Annotated in this window: 18 protein-coding genes and 2 tRNA genes; 9 read left to right on the top strand and 11 right to left on the bottom strand. The window is 63.0% G+C overall.

The window, feature by feature from the left end:
• On the top strand, positions 1 to 102 hold a 102-nt coding region (locus BFAL_RS03420), incomplete at its 5' end, for a peptide deformylase (RefSeq protein WP_174514755.1).
• A 67-nt stretch (positions 103 to 169) separates the two neighbouring features.
• Here BFAL_RS03420 and BFAL_RS03415 read toward each other — a convergent pair.
• From BFAL_RS03415 to BFAL_RS03395, 5 genes are all read right to left on the bottom strand, one after another.
• The gene (locus tag BFAL_RS03415) at positions 170 to 880 is read right to left on the bottom strand and encodes a hypothetical protein (protein WP_055427029.1); all 711 of its coding nucleotides are present in this window, start codon (positions 878 to 880) and stop codon (positions 170 to 172) included.
• Entirely contained in the window at positions 873 to 1,103 is a 231-nt protein-coding gene (locus BFAL_RS03410) for a helix-turn-helix transcriptional regulator (RefSeq protein ID WP_055427028.1), read from the bottom strand. Before BFAL_RS03410 ends, BFAL_RS03415 begins: the two co-directional genes overlap by 8 nt.
• Positions 1,104 to 1,220: 117 nt before the next feature.
• Positions 1,221 to 1,661: an ASCH domain-containing protein gene (locus tag BFAL_RS03405; protein WP_055427027.1), complete on the bottom strand. Its 441-nt coding sequence runs from the start codon at positions 1,659 to 1,661 to the stop codon at positions 1,221 to 1,223.
• Between the two features lie 921 nt (positions 1,662 to 2,582).
• A complete protein-coding gene (locus tag BFAL_RS03400) occupies positions 2,583 to 2,864 on the bottom strand; it encodes a type II toxin-antitoxin system RelE/ParE family toxin (RefSeq protein ID WP_055427026.1) in 282 nt (93 codons plus the stop codon).
• Positions 2,857 to 3,117 carry a type II toxin-antitoxin system RelB/DinJ family antitoxin gene (locus tag BFAL_RS03395; protein ID WP_055427025.1) on the bottom strand — a complete coding sequence of 87 codons (261 nt, stop codon included), beginning with the start codon at positions 3,115 to 3,117 and terminating at the stop codon, positions 2,857 to 2,859. Before BFAL_RS03395 ends, BFAL_RS03400 begins: the two co-directional genes overlap by 8 nt.
• Positions 3,118 to 3,316: 199 nt before the next feature.
• Here BFAL_RS03395 and BFAL_RS03390 point away from each other — a divergent pair, with 199 nt between their 5' ends.
• Positions 3,317 to 4,174: an SDR family NAD(P)-dependent oxidoreductase gene (locus BFAL_RS03390; protein WP_055427024.1), complete on the top strand. Its 858-nt coding sequence runs from the start codon at positions 3,317 to 3,319 to the stop codon at positions 4,172 to 4,174.
• Between the two features lie 223 nt (positions 4,175 to 4,397).
• Here BFAL_RS03390 and BFAL_RS03385 read toward each other — a convergent pair whose 3' ends face one another.
• From BFAL_RS03385 to BFAL_RS03375, 3 genes are all read right to left on the bottom strand, one after another.
• Positions 4,398 to 4,640, bottom strand: coding sequence for a hypothetical protein (locus tag BFAL_RS03385; protein WP_152973516.1), 243 nt, complete (start codon positions 4,638 to 4,640; stop codon positions 4,398 to 4,400).
• Positions 4,641 to 4,656: 16 nt separating this feature from the next.
• On the bottom strand, positions 4,657 to 5,028 hold the full coding sequence (locus BFAL_RS03380; RefSeq protein WP_055427022.1) for an Abi family protein: 372 nt from the start codon (positions 5,026 to 5,028) through the stop codon (positions 4,657 to 4,659).
• A 251-nt stretch (positions 5,029 to 5,279) separates the two neighbouring features.
• Positions 5,280 to 5,353 (bottom strand) — tRNA-Pro (locus BFAL_RS03375).
• A 124-nt stretch (positions 5,354 to 5,477) separates the two neighbouring features.
• On the opposite strand from BFAL_RS03375, the gene BFAL_RS03370 reads away from it, so the two are divergent.
• From BFAL_RS03370 to aroA, 3 genes are all read left to right on the top strand, one after another.
• Positions 5,478 to 6,632 (top strand): hypothetical protein, encoded by a 1,155-nt coding sequence (locus BFAL_RS03370; protein WP_055427031.1) that lies wholly within the window; start codon positions 5,478 to 5,480, stop codon positions 6,630 to 6,632.
• A gap of 109 nt (positions 6,633 to 6,741) precedes the next feature.
• Positions 6,742 to 7,713 (top strand): hypothetical protein, encoded by a 972-nt coding sequence (locus tag BFAL_RS03365; protein WP_055427021.1) that lies wholly within the window; start codon positions 6,742 to 6,744, stop codon positions 7,711 to 7,713.
• Between the two features lie 44 nt (positions 7,714 to 7,757).
• Positions 7,758 to 9,140 carry a 3-phosphoshikimate 1-carboxyvinyltransferase gene (aroA, locus tag BFAL_RS03360; RefSeq protein ID WP_055427020.1) on the top strand — a complete coding sequence of 461 codons (1,383 nt, stop codon included), beginning with the start codon at positions 7,758 to 7,760 and terminating at the stop codon, positions 9,138 to 9,140.
• A gap of 156 nt (positions 9,141 to 9,296) precedes the next feature.
• On the opposite strand, the gene BFAL_RS03355 is transcribed toward aroA, so the two are convergent.
• The 3 genes from BFAL_RS03355 to BFAL_RS03345 form a co-directional block, all read right to left on the bottom strand.
• On the bottom strand, positions 9,297 to 10,526 hold the full coding sequence (locus BFAL_RS03355; protein ID WP_055427019.1) for an acetate/propionate family kinase: 1,230 nt from the start codon (positions 10,524 to 10,526) through the stop codon (positions 9,297 to 9,299).
• A 168-nt stretch (positions 10,527 to 10,694) separates the two neighbouring features.
• A complete protein-coding gene (gene pta / locus BFAL_RS03350) occupies positions 10,695 to 12,365 on the bottom strand; it encodes a phosphate acetyltransferase (protein ID WP_055427018.1) in 1,671 nt (556 codons plus the stop codon).
• 182 nt (positions 12,366 to 12,547) lie between these two features.
• Entirely contained in the window at positions 12,548 to 15,025 is a 2,478-nt protein-coding gene (locus tag BFAL_RS03345) for a phosphoketolase (protein ID WP_055427017.1), read from the bottom strand.
• Between the two features lie 449 nt (positions 15,026 to 15,474).
• Here BFAL_RS03345 and guaA point away from each other — a divergent pair, with 449 nt between their 5' ends.
• The 4 genes from guaA (at position 15,475) to BFAL_RS03325 (ending at position 20,310) form a co-directional block, all read left to right on the top strand.
• Entirely contained in the window at positions 15,475 to 17,037 is a 1,563-nt protein-coding gene (guaA, locus tag BFAL_RS03340; protein WP_055427016.1) for a glutamine-hydrolyzing GMP synthase, read from the top strand.
• 232 nt (positions 17,038 to 17,269) lie between these two features.
• Positions 17,270 to 19,069 (top strand): acyltransferase family protein, encoded by a 1,800-nt coding sequence (locus BFAL_RS03335; RefSeq protein ID WP_055427015.1) that lies wholly within the window; start codon positions 17,270 to 17,272, stop codon positions 19,067 to 19,069.
• A gap of 109 nt (positions 19,070 to 19,178) precedes the next feature.
• Entirely contained in the window at positions 19,179 to 20,198 is a 1,020-nt protein-coding gene (locus tag BFAL_RS03330; RefSeq protein ID WP_055427014.1) for a ribose-phosphate diphosphokinase, read from the top strand.
• A gap of 41 nt (positions 20,199 to 20,239) precedes the next feature.
• Positions 20,240 to 20,310, top strand: a tRNA-Gln gene (locus BFAL_RS03325).
• The last annotated feature ends 29 nt before the right edge of the window (positions 20,311 to 20,339 follow it).

Raw genomic sequence — 20,339 nt, 5'->3', positions numbered from 1 at the left:
TGGCTCGACCGGCGATGGCGTGCGCGACGCGCCGCGTTCACCGGCTGGACCGCGCAGATCATCCAGCATGAGATCGACCATTGCGACGGCGTCGTCATCTGAGCGTCGTCATCTGAGCCGGTTGCGCGGGCGGCCCCGTGACAGTCGTCCGGTGCCGCCACGACGGGCGTCACATGCGGTTGTCGTAATGCCGCTTGGCGAACAGCGTGACGAGGATGTGGATGATGTACGCGGCGAGGAACCCGATGCCGACATACATGAGGCGCATGTCCTCGAATGCGAACGAGGCGGTCAGCATCAGCATCTCCGCGGCGAGGCATATGAAGGCCATGATCCGCGACGTCGCCGCCTCGGCCTTGAGCTTGATGAGCGTCTCGCGTTCGTCGTCGCGCGGCAGGGGATGGATGGTGCGGCCCACCAGTCCGCCGACGAGGAAGATGACCGCGACGACGAACCCCCATGTCACCGACGTACACCAATCCCGGAACTCCGCGCTCGACCAGCCATAGCGGATGCCGCCGGCGGCGATCTGCAGAATGCTCCATGCCGCCGTGATGCCGGCCGCAGCGAACATGAGTGTTCGGATCCTTCGCGCTTCCTTGTCCATGCCTTTCGGCGTGTTGGCGAGCTGGCGCAGTTCGTCGGCATCGAATGGACGCGGCTTCACGAAGCTCAACACGATCAGCGCGATTCCGGCTGCGGTCAGCAGCACGCAGACCGTGATGGAGAGCCACAGCGGCATGGGGACCAGACGGGCGTCCTGTACAAGCACGCCGCACAAGCCGGTCCCCGCGACCGTCAGCGCCGTGCCGGCGAACAGTGTGCTTTCACGCGCCTTGCCGCGTGGCGGTTTTCCGTTGTTCTTGTTGTTCCTACGCATAACCGTTCTCCTCATCGTCGATGCGCATGTTCTCCTCCAACAGGCACAGGTCCTCGACGCTGACGCCGAACACCCGGGCCATTCGGTAGGCGAGCATGAGAGACGGGCTGTATTGCTCTTTTTCGATGGAGATGATTGTCCGTGAGGACACGTGCACCGTGTCCGCCAGTTCCTGTTGCGTCATGCCCGCCGCCTTGCGGTATTCGCGAAGCCTCGTCCTCACCGGTCCGAATCACCTCCGTTCTTGCGGGTAGTGGAAATAGTGCTGCGTGACTTGCCTAATCCGGAAGTTGCAGATTTGAACCTGAAGTTTCCTTCATGTGAAGTCAACTTCATATTATCATGGGAGTCGTGTGACCTTGAAATGCTCTAAAACAACGGGCGTGTCGTCGTCGATCGGGAAATCGGTATCGACGAAACAAGCGCGGTAGTCGGGAGAATTCCAGAACGTTTCGTGGGTTCTTCTCCATTCGGCCGCGGTGACGTCGCCCTCGCCCTCATCGATGGCTTGCCGGTCGGTGACGTCGCACAATCGGACTACGTCGACCGCGGTGGTGACGAGCACCGCGACGCCCTGGTCGTCGGAATCCATCAGTACGGACCGGTCGCCGACTTGAGGCAGTGGGTCGCCGCATTCCTGATAGTCGATCAGCAGCGTGGCGGTGGCGGTCTTGACTCCATCGAGAATGAGCCCGACCAGCCGGTCTCGCTCCGGGCCGGGCATCATGAACTCGGCTTTGGGCAAATCCGCAGGCAGGGGGAATCGTTCTTCATCGTCCATGCCATCCATGCTACCGGCGAATGCCCCGGAACTGACGCTCTGCGCAGCCCGCCGTGCTTCCTGTTCGGTGCATGGATAATGAAATAGGGAAGCAGAGGCAGGGCCTTCCATCGCGGCTCGCAGCAGGTTTCCGAGGGTGGGGACAGGACACCTGCGGCGCAGTGCGGCCGGTGTGGACATCGATACAATCGCTCCACACAATGCGTAACGGGTGGAAGTGGGCTTTCCACCCGTTACGCATATGGGTCCGGCACGAGTGTGGAGCACCGGCGCTCCACACAAGGGTCGGATCCTGGCGTGTGGAGCAGAGATTCGCCACACAAGATTTGCAGGGCATCTGTTGAAGGTTGTGTGGAGCATTATCGCTCCACACAATACGCAACGATGAAGGAGGGGCGAAAGTGTGGAGAGCGGGCTTTCCACACGTGCCGTATATGGGGATTCCGGCACAAGTGTGGAGCATTATCGCTCCACACAGGCCATGAGCACCCACCTGAATTCAATGTGTGGAGCACCGGCGCTCCGCACAACATTTCTCAGTTCTTTGTGTGGAGCATCACTGCTCCACACAAACTGGCGAAGGCTCATACAATCGGATAAACCGTTGCGAAACGGATAAAACAAAAACGCCCCACTTCCCAAGCGGGAGGAGGGCTTACGGTCGGGCCGGCGGGATTTGAACCGGCGACATCCTGTTTGGGTGGGTGTTCGATTGGCTTGTCCGGCTGGGTTTGGGTGGGCTGATTGTCGTTGGAATCAAGTCGATTCTGGATTTTGGGAAGTTTGGTTGATCGGGCTGGGATTGTCCATCGTGACGGTCATCGTTACCATCCTTGCCGTATACGGGAGGGGAGGGCATCAGCGTGTCGCAATTGACTTGGATCGCATCCGACAAGGAAGTGGCATATCCGGCATCGCATGTCAGTACAGCTGGTCGTGCGATCCGGTACGGGTCAGCACCAGCTGCAGCTCATCGCGTTCGATGCGGTAGATGAGCGGCCGGTCTCCCTCGATGTGGATTTCCCGATATCCTTTCCAGTTGTTGACCAGTGCATGATCGCGATACTTGGTCGACAACAGATCGCGGTCTTCAGCCATCAACGCCTCCACGGCACGCCGCAGCTTGTCCGGGTCGTAATGCTTCTTCAGCAGTCCTTTGAAGTCCTTCTTGAACTGCGTGGTGCGGAAGACGGATCTAAGCATCCACCAGGTCCTTCATCAGATCGTCCACAGACGGGAACGTGGCACCCTCCCGAGCGTCGGCCTGACGGCGGGCCTCCATGTTCAGCGGGTTCTCCCTCGTGGCGCGGAACGGCATGCCGTTGTCGGTCAATGACTGTCGAAGGAACATGTTCAATGCTGTCGACAGGTCCAAGCCCATCGACTCGTATAGTTCCTTCGCCCGCTGTTTGACCTGCGGATCCGTGCGGAAACTGATTGTCGCGGTATCGGCCATCACAAGCTCCTCACCAAAGTAGTGCTGATGTATGAACACTGTAACACAATGGAATGGGTGAATCACGTGGCCGCCGCTGGATCGTCTGAAACCTATTGGATTACAATGAGGTATTGATGGTTTTCGATTACCGTTGTGGATAGGCTTCCCTGCTGCGAGGCTTCCGGAATCGAACGGCGTATGGCAAGGAGCGGTTTGTATGACGGAGAACGAGCAGATGACTACGATTGTCATGTCCGGCGGTACATCAGGATTGGGTAGGCAGACGTTGCTCGCCTTGGCTCCGAATCCGGTTCATATCATTCTGCTGGCCCGAAGCGAACGACGGGCCGCTGCTGTCAAGCAGGAAGTCGAGCAGACTCATCAGGCCAAAGTGTCCGTCATACCGTGCGATATGGCCAGCATGTCTTCGGTTCGTGATGCCGCGCTTCGCGTTGTCGATCAGGCGGAGTCCGTCGACGTGCTGGTGAATAACGCCGCCATCAATATGTCTGAACGACAGGTCACCGCCGATGGTTTCGAGACGATGTTCGCAACGAACTTCCTGGCCCCGTTCATTATCACACAGAACTTTCTTAAAGCCGTCGGCCGAGAGAGCGGTCCATCCATCATCAATGTCGGCGGTCCGATCAAGCGCAGGCCCGATATCGACGATCTCAATAGTCAGCGTGGTTTCGTACAAATGGCGGCGTTCGAGTCGTCCAAGGCGGCGCTGGTCCTATACACCGCATATCTGCACCGCACACTTCGTGAGGAGCGCCCGTCTGCGTCGGTTACGGGATTCTATCCGGGCATCATGCGGTCGAACCTAAGTTCCGGATTCAAAGGCCTTGTCGGAATCGGCGAGCGTCTCATACGTCACACACTGCCAGGTCCCAAAGAGTCGGGCAGGTTCCTGGCCAATATGATCATGACGCCGAATCCGGGATCCCGGTATCCCGGTCTCATGTATGACAACAAAGGCCAGGAGGTCACCGTGCCCAATGCGGACGATTACGCGTTGCAGAAGGCACTGATCCGCCGAGCCAACGATATGGCTGCCCCGTGGCTGTTCTAGGATCGTAACGTCCTGTCAATCGACGTAAACACATCCACTCAAACGAATCGGAATGATTGAGGAACGGTATTCTTGAGGATCGTTAGTTATCTGGGATGACTGAGCGCGTTCCGACGGGATAGCGTGTGGTGATGATAAGGGATGCGCTCGCCGCAAGTTCGGTGCATGCGGCTGGCGCGTCGGGTAGAGTCCCCACAGGTCGTTGCGGTATCGTTGCCCATAACTATGGGCGCTTTGCGCGAAGCGCCTTCACTCTTGACTGGCTGCGAATCCAGTCGGCGGCTTTCGGGTCGATGACGCGGGCGATCCAATCGAGATTCGCACACTGCCCGTCGAGATACCGGTCTTCGTCCGTGAGGTTGTCGAGCACCAGATGCTCCTGATGCGATAGCCGGTTGCGCAGGTCGCGCATTGTCTTGACGTGACTTTCGAATACGGCGCGCTTGCGCGATGGGTAGTTCGGCATACCGCCGTTCGCCGGATCACGCAAAGCTCTCCACACGGTCTGTTCCAATCTGGAGGAGAGCAGGAAACACCATGAGCCGAGCGACATGTCGGCGATTCACGTGTCCCGGTGTGACCGGTTTGCCTGAATGCCGTATCTGTCGCTCGATCTCCGTAACCGATGTTTCGAACCGTCTTGTCTTGGACGAATTGAACCGGAACTTTGCATCGTCCCTGTACCAGTCCTCGTGCCCGCAGGCTTTGGCGAGGCGCTCGGAAATGAAATTGCGCAGTAGCACCTCCACATGAGCTATGTCTTCGAGCAAGGCCTTGGAAATCCGTCCGTTCCACACATGCAGGTCGATCACGTCGCAATCGGTTGTCTGTGCGGAGCGCACATACGTGCTCATGCGCTCGGTCGAGAACCATTGTTGTAGGTCGGCAAGCGTGACGGGTTGACTTTCAGGACTCGTGGCGGCTATATTACTAGCGAATGCCCCGGAACGTCACTCATGCGAAACATCATGAAACCCCGGGGATTTTTCTTTTCCGCACAGCCAACTGAGGCTGAGGTCTGCGGTCATCGTTACCCATCGTTACCAAGCGGTCTTCTACCTCGAACGGCGAAGCCGCAAATCCTAAGCAGGAGTAGGGCTTTCAGTCGGGCCGGCGGGATTTGAACCCGCGACATCCTGCTCCCAAAGCAGGCGCGCTACCAAACTGCGCTACGGCCCGTCAACGGCTCACCTCGATGGCCTCAATGAGCACAATCAGTCATTGTACAATACGGTATGACGCAACACGGCCGCAATGGCGGAGACACGGCGAAAAGAGAGGAGGCCTCATGGAGGGAATGCGCATGGGGCGCCATCAGCGCGCCGAGACGGGAGGCCTCATCGCCTTCATCGTGTGTGCATGCGTCGGCGCCATCGGCATGAACACGTACCTCGACTACGCACCCGCCATCTGGCAGGTGTCGCAACGTCGTTTCTCCGTGTGCTCGGGCATCGTCGCCGCCTGCGCGGTCATCTCCTTCTGCGCCGGCTACATGAGCCACTCGCGCTCGATGACGCTCAAGGCCGGCTGGCTCGTCCCGCTGCGCCGTACGTTCGAGACGCTCGCACTGTCCGTCGTGTACGCGGCCACCACGTTCCTGTCCACGTTCGCGATGCTCGGCGCCATCAACGAGATGATGGGCACGCTGTTCGTCGGCTACATGTCGTCCGTATGCGCCGCGTTCGCCGGCGTCGTCGGCTACATGACATTCGTGCAGGCGGAGATGATGAGCGCGAAGACGCTCGCCGCGCTGCTGCCGTTCTTCGTAATTTCCGGCGTATGCGTCGCGGGCCTCACCACCGACGACCCGTACTGGTACCACAACAACTTCTCCCAGCTCGGCGACCGCACCACGTTCGCGGCGACCATGTTCAACTCGACGCTCATGCTCGCCGGCGTATGCGTCATCATCGTCAGCTACTTCGCCGTCTCCGAACTCGTCACCACCGAACGTCTCATGCGCCTATGGCACGACCACACGCGCGAGGACCCGAACCGCGGGTACGACATCCCGCATTTCATGGCCCGCATCGGCGTGCTCACCGTGCTGCTCACCATGTCCGGACTCGCGTTCATCGGCATCGGCGCGTTCCGGTATACGCCGCACAACCTCATGCACAACATCTGCGCGAAGGGACTGCCGTTCATCATGCTCGTGCTGTTCGTCATGCTGCCATGGCTGGCGCCCCGCATCAGCAAGGTGGTCATGGTCGGTTCCGACCTCGCCGCGCTGCTGTGCGCGGCGTTCTGGGCCAACATGATGCTCGGCCACAACACGCTCACCAACGTGGAGGCGCTCGCCGGCCTGCTGTTCCTCGGATGGTTCATCGTGTTCTCGCGTCAGATCGCCGCCATCGAGGCCGATCGCGTCTCCATGGAGCTCATGCACGCGCAGACCGCGGAACAGCGGGAACGCCGGGGGAGCATGCCCGAGTCGCGCATCGCATCAGACCGCTGAATGTGACGTGCTGTGGTCTTCTCTCGTAGGTACACTGGGATACCGCCATACGGGGCCGAACCGATGCCGCGCCCCATATTCCCGCCGTCCGTCGCATGAAGGAGAAGGTATGACCGACGACCAGCAGAACGGGAACCTCCTCGACGACACACATGCCGATACGCTCGGCGATGACGCCGCCCACGGGAACACGCCGCGTCCCATCGAGTCCCCGGACTTCGACGAGCTCATCGCCCCCGTCGAACTGCCGCGTCGCCGTCCGCCGTTGCGCATGGTCGTCGCCACCGTCGTCGCCGCGATCGCAGTCGTCGCGTTGATCGCGGCGATCGCCGTCATCCGCCCGTTCAGTACGGTGAGGGCGTCCGACTATTCGGAAGGGACGAAGCGCACCGCCGCCCTGCAGAAACAGTATGAGGCGACGTCCGCCGCGATCGACGACGCGCTGGGATTCCTCTACTCGCAGGATGGCGCATACGATGCAGCCAAAGCGAGCGCCTTGAAGGTCCAGGCGACGAAGCTGCGCGATTCCGCCACCGGTTTCGCGGATCTCAAGGTCACCAGGAACGATGACGTCGCCGTCGCCTACGCATCGTACCAACGTCAGGCCATACGGTTCGCCGAACTGTCGACCAACCTCGCCGAATCCGCGCAGGCCCTCTCCGCCATGACCGATGCGTGCGGCTCGACGCCGAGCGGCACGATATACGATGACGATTTCACCGCACAATACGAGCAGTACATCGCCTCCTGCCGCACCTCCACCGATGCGCTCGGCAAGGCGAAGGCGAAGGTCGTGTCCGAATTCTCGGTCACGCTCACCCAATCACTCGACCAGATGACCGACATCGTCAACCAGATCAAGACCATCGGATCGCCCAACGCCCTCGACTCGGATTCGGAGCAGATGACACAGCTGCAGAACCTGTCCGCGCAGCTCGTCGATCTCGACACTTCCGCCGGTGCGATCAACGAGTTCCAGGACAAGCTCCGCCAGTCACGCGAGAACGCGGATCCCTCCACGCTGCTGAAGAAACTCAATGCGGTCCTGCAGGAAGGCTACGACGCCCAATCCAACAAGTGAGGGGCGCGGCTTCGTGTTCCCCGCAGTCCCGTTATGATGGCGGCATGAGCGAATTGCAGAACACATTGTGGCCCGCGCCGACGGCGCACGGGCCGTTGCATGCCGACGTCACCGTTCCCGGCAGCAAGTCACTGTCCAATCGGTATCTCATCCTCGCCGCATTGGGATCGGAGCCGGTCACGCTCGTCGGGCTGCTCCGTTCGCGCGACACCGAACTGATGATGGACGCGTTGCGCGCCCTCGGCGTCGCATGCCATGTCGACGAGCATGTCGGAACCACCGTCACCGTGGTCCCTCCCGCCGACGGTCGATTCCGCGGCGATGTCGACGTCTATTGCGGTCTGGCCGGCACGGTGATGCGGTTCGTGCCGGGACTCGCATTGTTCGCCGACGGGCCGGTGCGTTTCGACGGTGACCGTCAGGCGTACGCGCGTCCGATGAAACCCGTGCTGGACGGTCTCGAACAGTTGGGGGCGACCATCGAATACCACGGGCGGGAAGGGCATTTGCCGTTCACCGTGACTCCGCCGACGCATCTTCACGATGATTGCGGCGACGATGGTGCCGTCCCGCACGCCGACGCGCAGACGCCGGCCGAAGTATCCATCGACTCGTCCGACTCGTCCCAGTTCATCTCGGGACTGCTGCTCATCGGATCGCGGTTGCCTCATGGCCTGCAGTTGCGGCATACGGGAGCGAAGACGCCGAGTCTGCCGCACATCCGCATGACCGTCAGCGACGTACAGGGCGCGGGCGGCGACGTCGACGTCGATGACGCCGCCCCGCACACGTGGACAGTCGCGGCGCGCACCCTGCAATTGCCCGAACGCGTCGTCGTGGAACCCGACCTGTCGAATGCGGCGCCGTTCCTTGGCGCGGCGCTGATCGCGGGCGGCACGGTCCGGGTGCCGCACTGGCCGGAACACACCACGCAGCCGGGTGGTCTGCTTCCCGGCTATCTGGAACGCCTGGGAGCGACGGTCACGTTCCCCGAGGAGCACGGCATCCGCTACTGCCAGGTCACGTCCGATGGCATGATTCACGGGCTAGGCGATTTCGACCTGACCGCGGCCGGTGAGATCGCGCCGTCCCTGGCCGCCATTCTGGTATTCGCCGACGCGCCGACGCGCATGATTGGCATCGGTCATCTGCGCGGGCACGAGACGAACCGTCTCGAAGCGCTCGTCAACGAGATACGGCGTATCGGGGGAGAGGCTCGCGAACTCGACGACGGCATCGAGATCACACCGGTGCCGCGTGGAACGCTGCACGGCGCCGTGATGGAATCGTATGCCGATCACCGCATGGCCACGTTCGCCGCGATGATCGGCCTGCGCGTGCCCGGCGTGAGCATCGTGAACGTGGAGACCACGCGCAAGACGCTGCCGGACTTCCCCGGCATGTGGAGGACGCTGCTGGGTCGTTGACGCAGATGATGCCCGGCGGTGGGGAACCGTCGGGCATCACCGTGCATCGCAGGTGCCCATATGATGGCGTGAATAGCACTGAGGGCTGCGATTCATCGGAATCGCAGCCCTCAGCTCATATGCCGAAGCGGAATGAAACCCGCTCGGCTACATGATTCACTTGGTGAACGTGTTGCCGTAGGTGTCCTCGCCGGCTTCCGCGATGGCGGCGGACTTGCGGGCGATGGCCAGCTCCTCGTTGGTCGGGATCACGGCGATGATCACGGAGGAATCCGGAGTGGAGATGATGCGCGGCTCCTTGGAGCGGGTGGCGTTCTTCTCCTCGTCCAGCTTGACGCCGAACGGGGCCAGCTTGTCGCACACCATCTTGCGCACGATGTCGTCGTTCTCGCCGACGCCGGCGGTGAAGGTGATCACGTCGCAGCCGCCCATCTGGTAGGTGTAGTTGCCGATGTAGCTGACGATGCGGTGCACGTAGACGTCGAGGGCCAGCTTGGCGTCCTCATTGCCTTCGGCCACCAGACGGTGGACCTCGCGCAGATCGCCGAAGCCGGTCATGCCGGTCATGCCGGAACGCTTGTTGAACAGGGCGTCCAGCTCGTCCACGTTCATGTGGGCGTTGCGGATGAGGTGGAAGACGACGGCCGGGTCGATGTCACCTGTGCGGCCGCCCATGACGAGACCCTCGAGCGGGGTCAGGCCCATGGAGGTCTCGACCGGCTTGCCGGAAACCTCGGCGGAGGCGGAGGCGCCGTTGCCGATGTGCAGGACGATCTGCTTGAGACCCTCGGCCGGCTTGCCGACGACGTCCGGGACCACGGAGGAGATGAACTCGTGGGAGGTGCCGTGGGCGCCGTAGCGGCGGATGTGGTACTGGTCGGCGATCTCCTTGTTCAGCGCGTAGGTGCTGGCGGCCTTCGGCAGCTGGAAGAAGAAGGAGGAATCGAACACGAAGATCTGCGGCACGTCCGGCAGCAGGGAGCGCATGACTTCGGCGCCCTTGGCCTCCGGGCCGTTGTGCAGCGGGGCGAGGACGGCGAGGTCCTTGACCTGGTTGATGGTCTTGTCGGTGACGAGGGCCGGCTTCGGGAAGATGGAACCGCCCTGGACCACGCGGTGGCCGACGGCGACGATGCCCGCTTCGGCGAGGTTCGGGCCGTATTCCTCGAAGAAGCCGAGGACGCGCTTCAGGCCCTGCTCGTGATCGTGGATCGGCTCCTCGAGCTCGTGCTTCTCGCCGTTGTACTCGTGCTTGTAGTGGCCGTCGATCGGCTCGCCGATCTTCTCGACGAGGCCGGAAGCGAGACCTTCGCCGGTCTCGAGGTCCACCAGCTGGTACTTGATCGAGCTGGAACCGGAATTGATGACAAGGACGGTTTTCGCCATTGTGGGCATCCTCCATTGTGTGTGTTGTGGCCGCGAAACACGGCTTTCCAAGTGTTTAGAATACTCGCTGCTTGCTACAAAACGCGGCCTGCCTCCCATCAGGGAGACGGGCCGCGTTTCGTCATCCGGCGTTTCCTCGCCTCGACGTCGCACGCATGCGCGGGGACGTCACTGCGCGGTGACGGCGGTCAGTGCGACGGTGTTGATGATGTCCTGCACCAGGGCGCCGCGGCTCAGGTCGTTGACCGGCCGGTTGAGTCCCTGCAGCACCGGGCCGATGGCGATGGCTCCGGAGGAGCGCTGCACGGCCTTGTAGCCGATGTTGCCCGCGCACAGGTCGGGGAACACGAACACGTTGACATGCCCGGCGACGTCGTTGCCTTTGGCCTTCGTCGCCGCGACGGTCGGCGACCATGCGGCGTCGAACTGGATGGAGCCGACGACCGGCAGATCGGGGGCCTTCTCCTTGACGAGGCGGGTGGCCTCCTCGACGATGTCGACGTCGGGGCCCTTGCCCGAGCCGAGCGTCGAGTAGGAGAGTATGCCCACCTTCGGCTTGATGCCGAACGCCCGGGCGGTCTCGGCGGATTGGATGGCGATCTCCGAGAGCTGCTCGGCGTCGGGGTTGAGGTTGATGGCGCAGTCGGCGAAGATCGCGACGTGGTCCTTGAAGCACATGAGGAACGCGCCGGAGACGAGCTTCTGACCGGGCTTGGTCTTGATGACCTGCAGGGCCGGACGCACCGTGTTCGCCGTGGAGTTGATCGAGCCGGAGACCAGACCGTCGGCATAGCCGAGCACCACGAGCATGGTGCCGAAGTAGCTTGCGTCCTGGAGCTGCTGCCGCGCCTGCTCCTCGGTCATGCCCTTCTTGGCGCGCAGCTCGCACAGCTTCGCGATCATGGGCTTGAGGATGTTCTCGTCGTCCTTGCTCTGGAACCGTGCGCGTTCGAGATACCTGAGCCCCAGCTCCTTGCCCCGCGCCAGGATGGCGTCCTTGTCACCGACGATGATCAGGTTGACCGCCTCGCGTTCGAGCAGGAAGTCGGCGGCCTTGATGATGCGGTCCTCCTCGCCTTCGGGCAGGACTATGGTCTTCTTGTTGGACTTGGCCTTGCCGAGCAGACCGAATTGGAACGCGTACGGCGTGACCGGGAAGTCGACGTCCACGTCGAGCGCGGCCAGCACCTCCTCGGTGGGGGCGTTGGCGCGGAACGTGTCCAGCGCGAGGGTCTTGTTGGATTCGTCCGTGAACGGCACCTGGGGGATCGTCCACACGGGCAGCCCGTACTTGGCGAGGGTCTGCCTGACGGAGAACGCGTGGCGCGGCTCGCAGCCGGTCACGAAGACGCCCAGCACCTTGTTGCCGGCGGCCTCCATGCCTTCGATGGAGAGCTTGACCGTTTCGTCGAGCTCGTCCGGCCAACGGTCGATGGTGCAGATGGACAGGAAGACGCCCGCCTGCAGGTCGGCGGCGACGTTCGCGTTGAACTCGTAGGTGGTGGGGTCGTTGACGTGGGACTTGTCCGTGCCGACGATCAACGCGGCATCGGCGCGGGCGACCGACATGGCGTCGTTGAAGGCGCCGACGATGTCGCCGCGGGCGGTCTCCTTGTCCGCGCGGACCTTGTGGATGTCCAGACCGGTGGACAGCGCCACGCCGAGTCCGGCGTTGGACGCGGAGAGGAGGACGGGGGTGAAATGGTCATGGTTGGATACCGCCGGTCGGAAGACGATCGTCTTGTATTTGGAAGTCAATGCATTGAGCACGCCGTATGCGACGACGTTGCGCCCGTTGGCGCCTTCGGGACTTGCGATGTATACACGGGTGACGGTCACTGGTGTCAGTCTCCTTTGATGATCAGTGGTGTATGGAACCACTCATCATTGTATCGTGTCTGTTATCGTTCACCATCAATACTGCCACCGATGTCGTACGGATATGCGAAGAGGCCCGGGCACGTGGCCCGGGCCTCTTCCATCCTCAACGGATCGCGATCACCTCAGTGAAGGTGACGGCATCACTCGTTGTCGCCGGCGGTGGCGGCGGTGGCGGTGATGGCGCCCTTCTCGGAGGTGTTCAGGCCGGAGTACACCCAGTCGGTGTAGTCCGGGTGATCGTAGCCGTGGTCGACGGCGAACTGGAAGGCCTCGATACGGAACTTCTCGAGCTCGTCGATCTTCGCGGCGTACTTGTCGGCGTCGATCATGCGCAGGGCCTCGGCGGTCAGCTCGTAACGGTCGATCTCGTTCACGCGAACCATGTCGTACGGGGTGGTGGTGGAGCCCTCCTCCTCGTAGCCGTGGACGTTGAAGTTGTCGTGGTTCGGGCGATCGTAGATCAGGCCACGCACATCGTGCGCGTAGGAGTGGTACGCGAACAGCACCGGCTTGTCGGCGGTGAAGATGTCGGCGAACTCCTCGTCGGACAGGGCCTCGTCGTTCTCCTTGGCGGACTGCAGAGCGAGCAGATCAGCCACGTTGACGACCTTGAACTTGATGCCCAGCTCCTTGAGCTTGTCGGAGGCGGCCATGATCTCCTGGGTCGGGACGTCGCCGGCGGCGGCGAGGACGATCTCGGCCTCATCGTTGGACTTCGCGGTGGAGGCCCAATCCCAGGCGGCAGCACCCTTTTCGAGCTCGGCGCGAGCCTCGTCGAGGGACAGCCAGGTGGCGGCCGGCTGCTTGCCGGCGATGATGGCGTTGATCTTGTTGGTGGACTTGTAGCACTTCTCGGCGATGGCCAGCAGCATGTTCGCGTCGGTGGCGAAGTAGATGCCGATGACGTGGTCGTTGTGGAAGCACTTGTTCAGCAGCAGGGAGGTGACACCCGGATCCTGGTGCGAGAAGCCGTTGTGGTCCTGACGCCAGACGTGGGAGGAGACCAGCAGGTTCATGGAGGCGATCGGCTTGCGCCACGGGATCTCACGAACGGTGGCTTCCAGCCACTTGGCGTGCTGGTTGAGCATGGAGTCGATCACGTGCACGAAGGACTCGTAGGAGCTCCAGATGCCGTGACGACCGGTCAGGAGGTAGCCCTCGAGGAAGCCTTCCATCTGGTGCTCGGACAGCTGCTCGACGACCTGGCCGGAGACATGCATGTGCTCGTCGACCTCGTCGGAGATGTAGCCGGCGTCCCACTGCTTGTTGGTGACCTCGTAGGAGGCCTGCAGACGGTTGGAGGCGGTCTCATCCGGTCCGAAGATGCGGAAGATCTGCGGGTTGTCCTTGATGATGTCGCGGGTGTAGACGCCCAGACGACGGGTGGCCTCGAGCTGGCCCCAGCCGTGGCCGTACTTCTCGACTTCCTTGACGGCGTAGTCCTCGAGGTTCGGCAGCTTCAGGTCGGTGCGGAGCACACCGCCGTTGGCGTTCGGGTTGGCGCCGATGCGCAGCTCGCCCTTCGGCATGAAGGCGAGGACATCATCCTTGACGGCGCCGTTCTCGTCGAACAGCTCCTCCGGCTTGTAGGACTCGAGCCAGTTCTTGAGGACCTCGAAGTGGGCCTCGGTGTCGCGGGCGGAGGCCAGCGGCACCTGGTGGGAACGCCAGGAGCCCTCGGTCTTCTTGCCGTCGATGTACTTCGGGCAGGTCCAGCCCTTCGGGGTGCGGAAGATCAGCATCGGGTAGAACGGACGGTGCACGTTGTCGGTCTGGGCCGTGGCCTTGATGTCGCAGATTTCGTCCCAGATGGACTCCCACAGCTCGGCGAAGCGGCGGTGGATGGACATGTGGTCCTCATCGTCGAAGCCGGCGACGAACTCGTACGGCTCGTAGCCCATGCCGTGGAAGAACTCGTGGAGCTCCTCGTCGGAGATGCGGGACAGGATGGTCGGGTTGGCGATCTTGTAGCCGTTGAGGTGCAGGATCGGCAGCACGATGCCGTCGGTGCGCGGGTTCACGAGCTTGTTGGACTGCCAGCCGGTGGCCAGCGGGCCGGTCTCGGCCTCACCGTCGCCGACGATGGCCGGGACGAACAGGCTCGGGTTGTCCATGATGGCGCCGTAGGCGTGGGACAGGGCGTAGCCCAGCTCGCCACCCTCGTGGATGGAGCCCGGGGTCTCCGGAGCGAAGTGGGACGGGATGCCGCCCGGGTAGGAGAACTGGCGGAAGAACTTCTGCAGACCAGCCTCGTCCTTGGTGATCTTCGGGAAGGTCTCGGTGTAGGTGCCGTCCAGGTAGGACTGCGAGGTGCCGGCGGGGCCGCCGTGGCCCGGGCCCATGATGATCACGGTGTTCTGGCCGTGGTCGGCGATGAAGCGGTTGATGTGGCCGATCAGGAAGTTCAGGCCCGGGGTGGTGCCCCAGTGGCCGACCAGACGGTGCTTGACGTCCTCGCGGGTGAAGGGCTCCTTCATCAGCGGGTTGCTACGCAGGTAGATCTGGCCGATGGAGAGGTAGTTGGCGGCGCGCCAGTACTTGTCCACGCCTTCGAGGGCTTCCTCGGAAACCGGAGCGTTCAGCTTCTTCCAAGGGGTGCCAATAACAGGATTCGTCATGTGTACTCCTGTACTCCTGCACGGTAATCGTGCGATTGATTATTTCCACTCGGTCGCGGTGCCTCCACAGCCTTGCGGCCATGCGGTTTCCGCTCCCAATCACTCGATATGGTACGTGGACAACGCGACTTTTGAACGATTTCTTGCGGGTGTGTTCGGAATTGTGCTGTATTTTGCTGGTTTTGTGTGTATCCATCCGGTGAATGTGCACATCAAAAATGAGGGAGGCGGTGGTGAAAACGTTGGAATTCCAGCCCAAACACAGCTTTCCGGCATTCGGTTCGCGTTCGTTTCGTTATGTTCACTACCGGCGTGTTGACTACGCCGCCACACGTTGCGAATGCGGTTTACGCACATGAAAATACGTTGTTTTGCCTTGTCTGGCTCGATAGGGATAATGAACTGGCAAGTCATCAAGTTACATCCCGATAAACGTTAGGGGAATTTCCATGGCAACAGGTCCTGTGCTCGTCGTCGATTTCGGCGCCCAGTACGCCCAGCTCATCGCCCGCCGCGTGCGTGAGGCCAATGTGTACTCCGAACTCGTGCCCCATTCGATGCCGGTCGACGAGATGCTCGCGAAGGATCCCAAGGCGATCATCCTCTCGGGCGGGCCTGCCTCCGTCTTCGAGGAGGGCGCCCCCACCATCGACAGGAAGGTCTTCTCCGCCGGCGTCCCCGTGCTCGGCATCTGCTATGGCTTCCAGGTCATGGCCTACGAGCTCGGCGGCAAGGTCGACAAGGCGGCCCTTGGCGAATACGGCAAGACCGAGGCCGTGGTGGACCGCGCCGAGGGCATCCTCGCCGGGTCCCCGGCCGGCCAGACCACGTGGATGAGCCACGGCGTCGCCGTCGAGCAGGCACCCGAGGGCTTCGAGGTCCTCGCCCACACCGAGGGCGCCCCGGTCGCCGCCATGGCCGACGAATCCCGTGGCCTCTACGGCGTGCAGTGGCACCCGGAGGTCAAGCATTCCCCGCTCGGCCAGAAGCTCATCGAGAACTTCCTGCACCGCTGCGCCGGATTGCCGGACGACTGGAACGCCTCCAACATCATCGAGACCGAGGTCGGGAAAATCCGCGAACAGGTCGGTGACGCCGAAGTCATCTGCGGCCTGTCCGGCGGCGTCGACTCCGCCGTGGCGGCCGCCCTCGTGCACAAGGCCATCGGCGACCAGCTCACCTGCGTGTTCGTGGACCACGGCCTGCTTCGCAAGGGCGAGGTCGAACAGGTCAAGCACGACTTCGTCGAGGCCACGGGCATCCGCCTGATCACCGTCGACGCGGCGGACGACTTCCTCGACGCCCTCAAGGGCGTGTCCGAGCCCGAGCGCAAGCGCAAGATCATCGGCGAGAAGTTCATCCGCACCTTCGAGAAGGCCCAGCGCCAGGTGCTCGAGGAGGCCGGTGCCCGCGGCAAGGAAGTGAAGTTCCTCGTGCAGGGCACCCTCTACCCGGACGTCGTCGAATCGGGCGGCGGAGACGGCGCCGCCAACATCAAGAGCCACCACAACGTCGGCGGTCTGCCCAAGGACATCAAGTTCCAGCTCATCGAGCCGCTGCGCACCCTCTTCAAGGACGAGGTGCGCGCCATCGGCACCGAGCTCGGCTTGCCCGACGCCATCGTCTGGCGTCAGCCGTTCCCCGGTCCCGGCCTCGGCATCCGCATCGTCGGCGAGATCACGCGCGAGCGCCTCGACGTGCTGCGTGAGGCCGACGCCATCGCCCGCGAGGAGCTCACCCGCGCCGGCCTCGACCGCGACATCTGGCAGTGCCCGGTCGTGCTGCTCGCCGACGTGCACTCCGTCGGCGTGCAGGGCGACGAGCGTACCTACGGCTCCCCGATCGTGCTGCGTCCCGTCTCCTCCGAGGACGCCATGACCGCCGACTGGTCGCGCGTCCCCTACGACGTGCTCGCCACGATCTCCACGCGCATCACCAACGAATGTCGCCAGATCAACCGAGTCGTCCTCGACTGCACCTCCAAGCCGCCGGCGACCATCGAATGGGAGTGATGACCGGCGACGGAGCATCGGCCGTCGCCTAGTGTGGGCCCGGAGCCGTTCATTCGGTTCCGGGCCCGCCCATATGCCGCCCATATGCCGCCCACATGCATATGGTCATATGGTGCGAACCTGGCCCGTCGTGGCGTGTCGGTGCGGAGAGGGACTACTAATATACGGTTGTCCGCGGTTTGAAACCGGATGATCCTGACCAGAGACGAGCGGGAAGTAAGAGAAGAAAACTGTGAAGTGTCGGCATTACGTAGGGCTTGACGGCATCAAGGGGCTGGCGCTGATCGCCATCGTCCTATATCACTGTGAACAGTCGTGGCTTCCGGGAGGATTCTACGGAGTGGATGTGTTCCTCACCGTGTCCGGATTCCTCGCGGCCGTCGGTCTGCTCTCGCGGCTCGAGGCGGGCGAGGGAATCGGTCTCGAACGGTACTGGCCGCGCAGGTTCGCCAGGATCTACCCCGCGCTCGTGCTCATGGTGCCCGCCGTCTGCGCCGCCGCCTGGTGGTTCGACCGCGATCTGCTCGTGAACATCCGCGACCAGATCGTCACTGTGGCGTTCGGCTGCTACAACTGGTACGCGATCGCCAGCGGCAACAGCTACTTCGGCCAGATGAACCCCCAGCTGCTGCGTCATCTGTGGTTCGTCTCCGTGCTGGCGCAGCTGTATCTCGTGGTCCCGTTCGTCGCTTGGATCATGCATCGGGTGCGCCGCAGCCATTGCGCCGTGTTCATCCCGATCGCCTTGGCGGCGGGCTCCGCATGGGCCATGAACATGCTGTACGTGCCGGGAGCCGACCCTACGCGCGTCTATTTCGGCACCGACACACACTCCATGGGCTTCATGCTCGGCGTCGCCCTCGCATGGATTATCGTGCACCGTCGTCCCGTCACCGTGATCGCAGGCAAGCCGCCCGTCCCCGTGCGCATAAGGCGGGTGTTCGCGCCCGTCGTGGCGTTCGCATCCGTGATAGCGCTCATCGTCATGGCCGTCCGTTGCGATCAGGGTGAGGGCGCGTTCCGATGGGGGATTCCGGTCGCGAGCGTGCTCGCGGTGCTTCTCATCGCGGGAACGATCCAGACCGATTCATGGATGCAGTCGCAGTTCGTGTTCCGTCCTCTGGCCGCGATCGGCAGGTATTCGTACGGGTTGTATCTGTGGCATTGGCCGGTCTGGCTGATCGTCTCGTCCGCGCTGCCCAGGCTCATGCCGGGGGTGGGCGTGACGGTCTGGGTGCTGCCGGTCACCGTCGCGGTCTCGATCGTCGCGGCCGCCGTCTCGTGGAATCTGGTGGAACGGCCCGCCGCCGATGGTGGCGTGAGCTCCGTCATCGTCCTCTCCGCAGGCTTCACGTGGAAGGACGTCGTACGGGCCGTCTGCGCCGCGATTGTACTGCTGCTCGTCGTCGCCGGCGGCGTCTGCGCCGTCAGGGACGCGCCGGAGAGGTCCTCCGTCGAGGTCGCGCTCGAGCGTCAGGCGGCGCGACTCGAAGCCGGGCGCGGCCTCGAACGTGCGGGCGTGCCGGCTCCGCGCAGACCTCTGCATGAGATGCCGACGGGCGACGAGATTACGGCGGTGGGGGATTCCGTCATGCTTGCCGGATCCAAAGGGCTGCAGAGCATGTTTCCCGGCATCGACATCGATGCGCAGGTGTCGCGTTCCAGCTTCGCGGGCCTCGGCATAATCTCGGGCAAGGCGGCGGGCCTGCGACCGTGGGTCGTCGTCGGTCTGGCGACGAACGGTCCAATGCCGCCCGACCAGCTCGACCGGTATCTCGAATTGGTGGGGCCTGACCGGGTGCTCGTGCTCGTCAATGCGCACGGCGACCGCACATGGATCCCCGAAAACAACCAGCTGCTCGCCGGCTTCGCCCGCAACCACCCCGACAACGTGCTCGTGGCCGATTGGGACTCCATGGCCACGGCCAACGCCGACCATCTCGCCGCGGACGGCATCCACCCCGATGGCAGCGACATCTATGCGCAGGCCGTGAGGCAATCCATCCGCTCATGGATCGACGCCGGCCACTGATGCCGCGTGCCGCCGACGCATGCCGCCGGCACGGCCCGAACGGTCGGCTATCACCATTACACTTGAACAACGACCATCGACAACTGCATAACAACGTTTGGGAGATACGGTGAGCGCAATCCTCGAAGGAAAGCCCGACAAGAACCTGATTCTCGTTACGGGAAGGATTCATCCGAAACTCGCCCAGGACGTCGCCGAACAGCTCGGCATCGACGTGCTGGAGACCACCGCGTACGATTTCGCGAACGGCGAGATGTACGTGCGCTACACCGAATCGGTCCGCGGCGCCGACGTGTTCGTGTTGCAGAGCCACTACCAGCCGATCAACAAGGCGATCATGGAGCAGCTCATCATGATTGACGCGCTCAAGCGCGCCTCCGCCCGCTCTATCACCGCCGTCTGCCCGCTGCTTGGCTACTCCCGTCAGGACAAGAAGCACCGCGGCCGCGAGCCCATCTCCTGCCGTCTCGTCTTCGACCTGCTCAAGACCGCCGGCGCGGACCGCATCATGTCCGTCGACCTCCATGCGGCCCAGTCGCAGGGATTCTTCGATGGTCCGGTCGACCATCTCATCGCCATGCCGGTGCTCGTCGACTACATCCGCGACCGCTTCCAGGGCCACCTCGACAACGTCGCCGTCGTCTCCCCGGACGCCGGCCGCATCCGTGTGGCCGAGCAATGGGCGCAGCGTCTCGGCGGCGGCCCGCTCGCCTTCGTGCACAAGACGCGCGACATCACTCGTCCGAACCAGGCCGTCGCCAACCGTGTCGTCGGCGACGTCAAGGGCAAGGACTGCGTGCTCGTCGACGACCTCATCGACACCGCCGGCACCATCGCCGGCGCCTGCCACGTGCTCAAGGACGCCGGCGCCGCATCGGTGACCGTCGTCGCCACGCACGGCGTGCTCTCCGGCCCGGCCATCGAACGCCTCAAGGCGTGCGGCGCCCGCGAGGTCGTGCTCACCGACACGGTGCCGATTCCGGACGAGAAGCGTTGGGACGGCCTGACGGTCCTGTCGATCGCGCCGCTGCTGGCCAGCGCCATCCGCGCGGTGTTCGAGGACGGTTCCGTCGCCGAGCTGTTCGACACGTACCCCGAGCATCACGGCCAGGGTTTCCTTTTCGCCTGAGCTTATGGTATAAATAAACACTTGGCGGCTCCGGCCGCCGGTCCCCCATGGTGTAATGGCAGCACACGGGCCTTTGGAACCCTTTGTCTTGGTTCGAATCCAGGTGGGGGAACGCCTGCACCGATACTGACGGCCGTCCGG

Source organism: Bifidobacterium aesculapii, from assembly GCF_001417815.1.
In the GTDB taxonomy this organism is placed as follows: domain Bacteria; phylum Actinomycetota; class Actinomycetes; order Actinomycetales; family Bifidobacteriaceae; genus Bifidobacterium; species Bifidobacterium aesculapii.
Note: the sequence above shows the minus strand (reverse complement) of the source record. Positions and strands in the feature narration are given on the sequence as shown.

Bases quoted from the DNA above. Each gene is read 5' to 3' on its own strand.
- BFAL_RS03415 (WP_055427029.1), bottom strand. From the start codon at position 880: ATGCGTAGGAACAACAAGAACAACGGAAAACCGCCACGCGGCAAGGCG.
- BFAL_RS03405 (WP_055427027.1), bottom strand. From the start codon at position 1,661: ATGGACGATGAAGAACGATTCCCCCTGCCTGCGGATTTGCCCAAAGCC.
- BFAL_RS03400 (WP_055427026.1), bottom strand. From the start codon at position 2,864: ATGCTTAGATCCGTCTTCCGCACCACGCAGTTCAAGAAGGACTTCAAA.
- BFAL_RS03395 (WP_055427025.1), bottom strand. From the start codon at position 3,117: ATGGCCGATACCGCGACAATCAGTTTCCGCACGGATCCGCAGGTCAAA.
- BFAL_RS03390 (WP_055427024.1), top strand. From the start codon at position 3,317: ATGACGGAGAACGAGCAGATGACTACGATTGTCATGTCCGGCGGTACA.
- BFAL_RS03385 (WP_152973516.1), bottom strand. From the start codon at position 4,640: ATGCCGAACTACCCATCGCGCAAGCGCGCCGTATTCGAAAGTCACGTC.
- BFAL_RS03380 (WP_055427022.1), bottom strand. From the start codon at position 5,028: ATGAGCACGTATGTGCGCTCCGCACAGACAACCGATTGCGACGTGATC.
- BFAL_RS03370 (WP_055427031.1), top strand. From the start codon at position 5,478: ATGGGGCGCCATCAGCGCGCCGAGACGGGAGGCCTCATCGCCTTCATC.
- BFAL_RS03365 (WP_055427021.1), top strand. From the start codon at position 6,742: ATGACCGACGACCAGCAGAACGGGAACCTCCTCGACGACACACATGCC.
- aroA (WP_055427020.1), top strand. From the start codon at position 7,758: ATGAGCGAATTGCAGAACACATTGTGGCCCGCGCCGACGGCGCACGGG.
- BFAL_RS03355 (WP_055427019.1), bottom strand. From the start codon at position 10,526: ATGGCGAAAACCGTCCTTGTCATCAATTCCGGTTCCAGCTCGATCAAG.
- BFAL_RS03345 (WP_055427017.1), bottom strand. From the start codon at position 15,025: ATGACGAATCCTGTTATTGGCACCCCTTGGAAGAAGCTGAACGCTCCG.
- guaA (WP_055427016.1), top strand. From the start codon at position 15,475: ATGGCAACAGGTCCTGTGCTCGTCGTCGATTTCGGCGCCCAGTACGCC.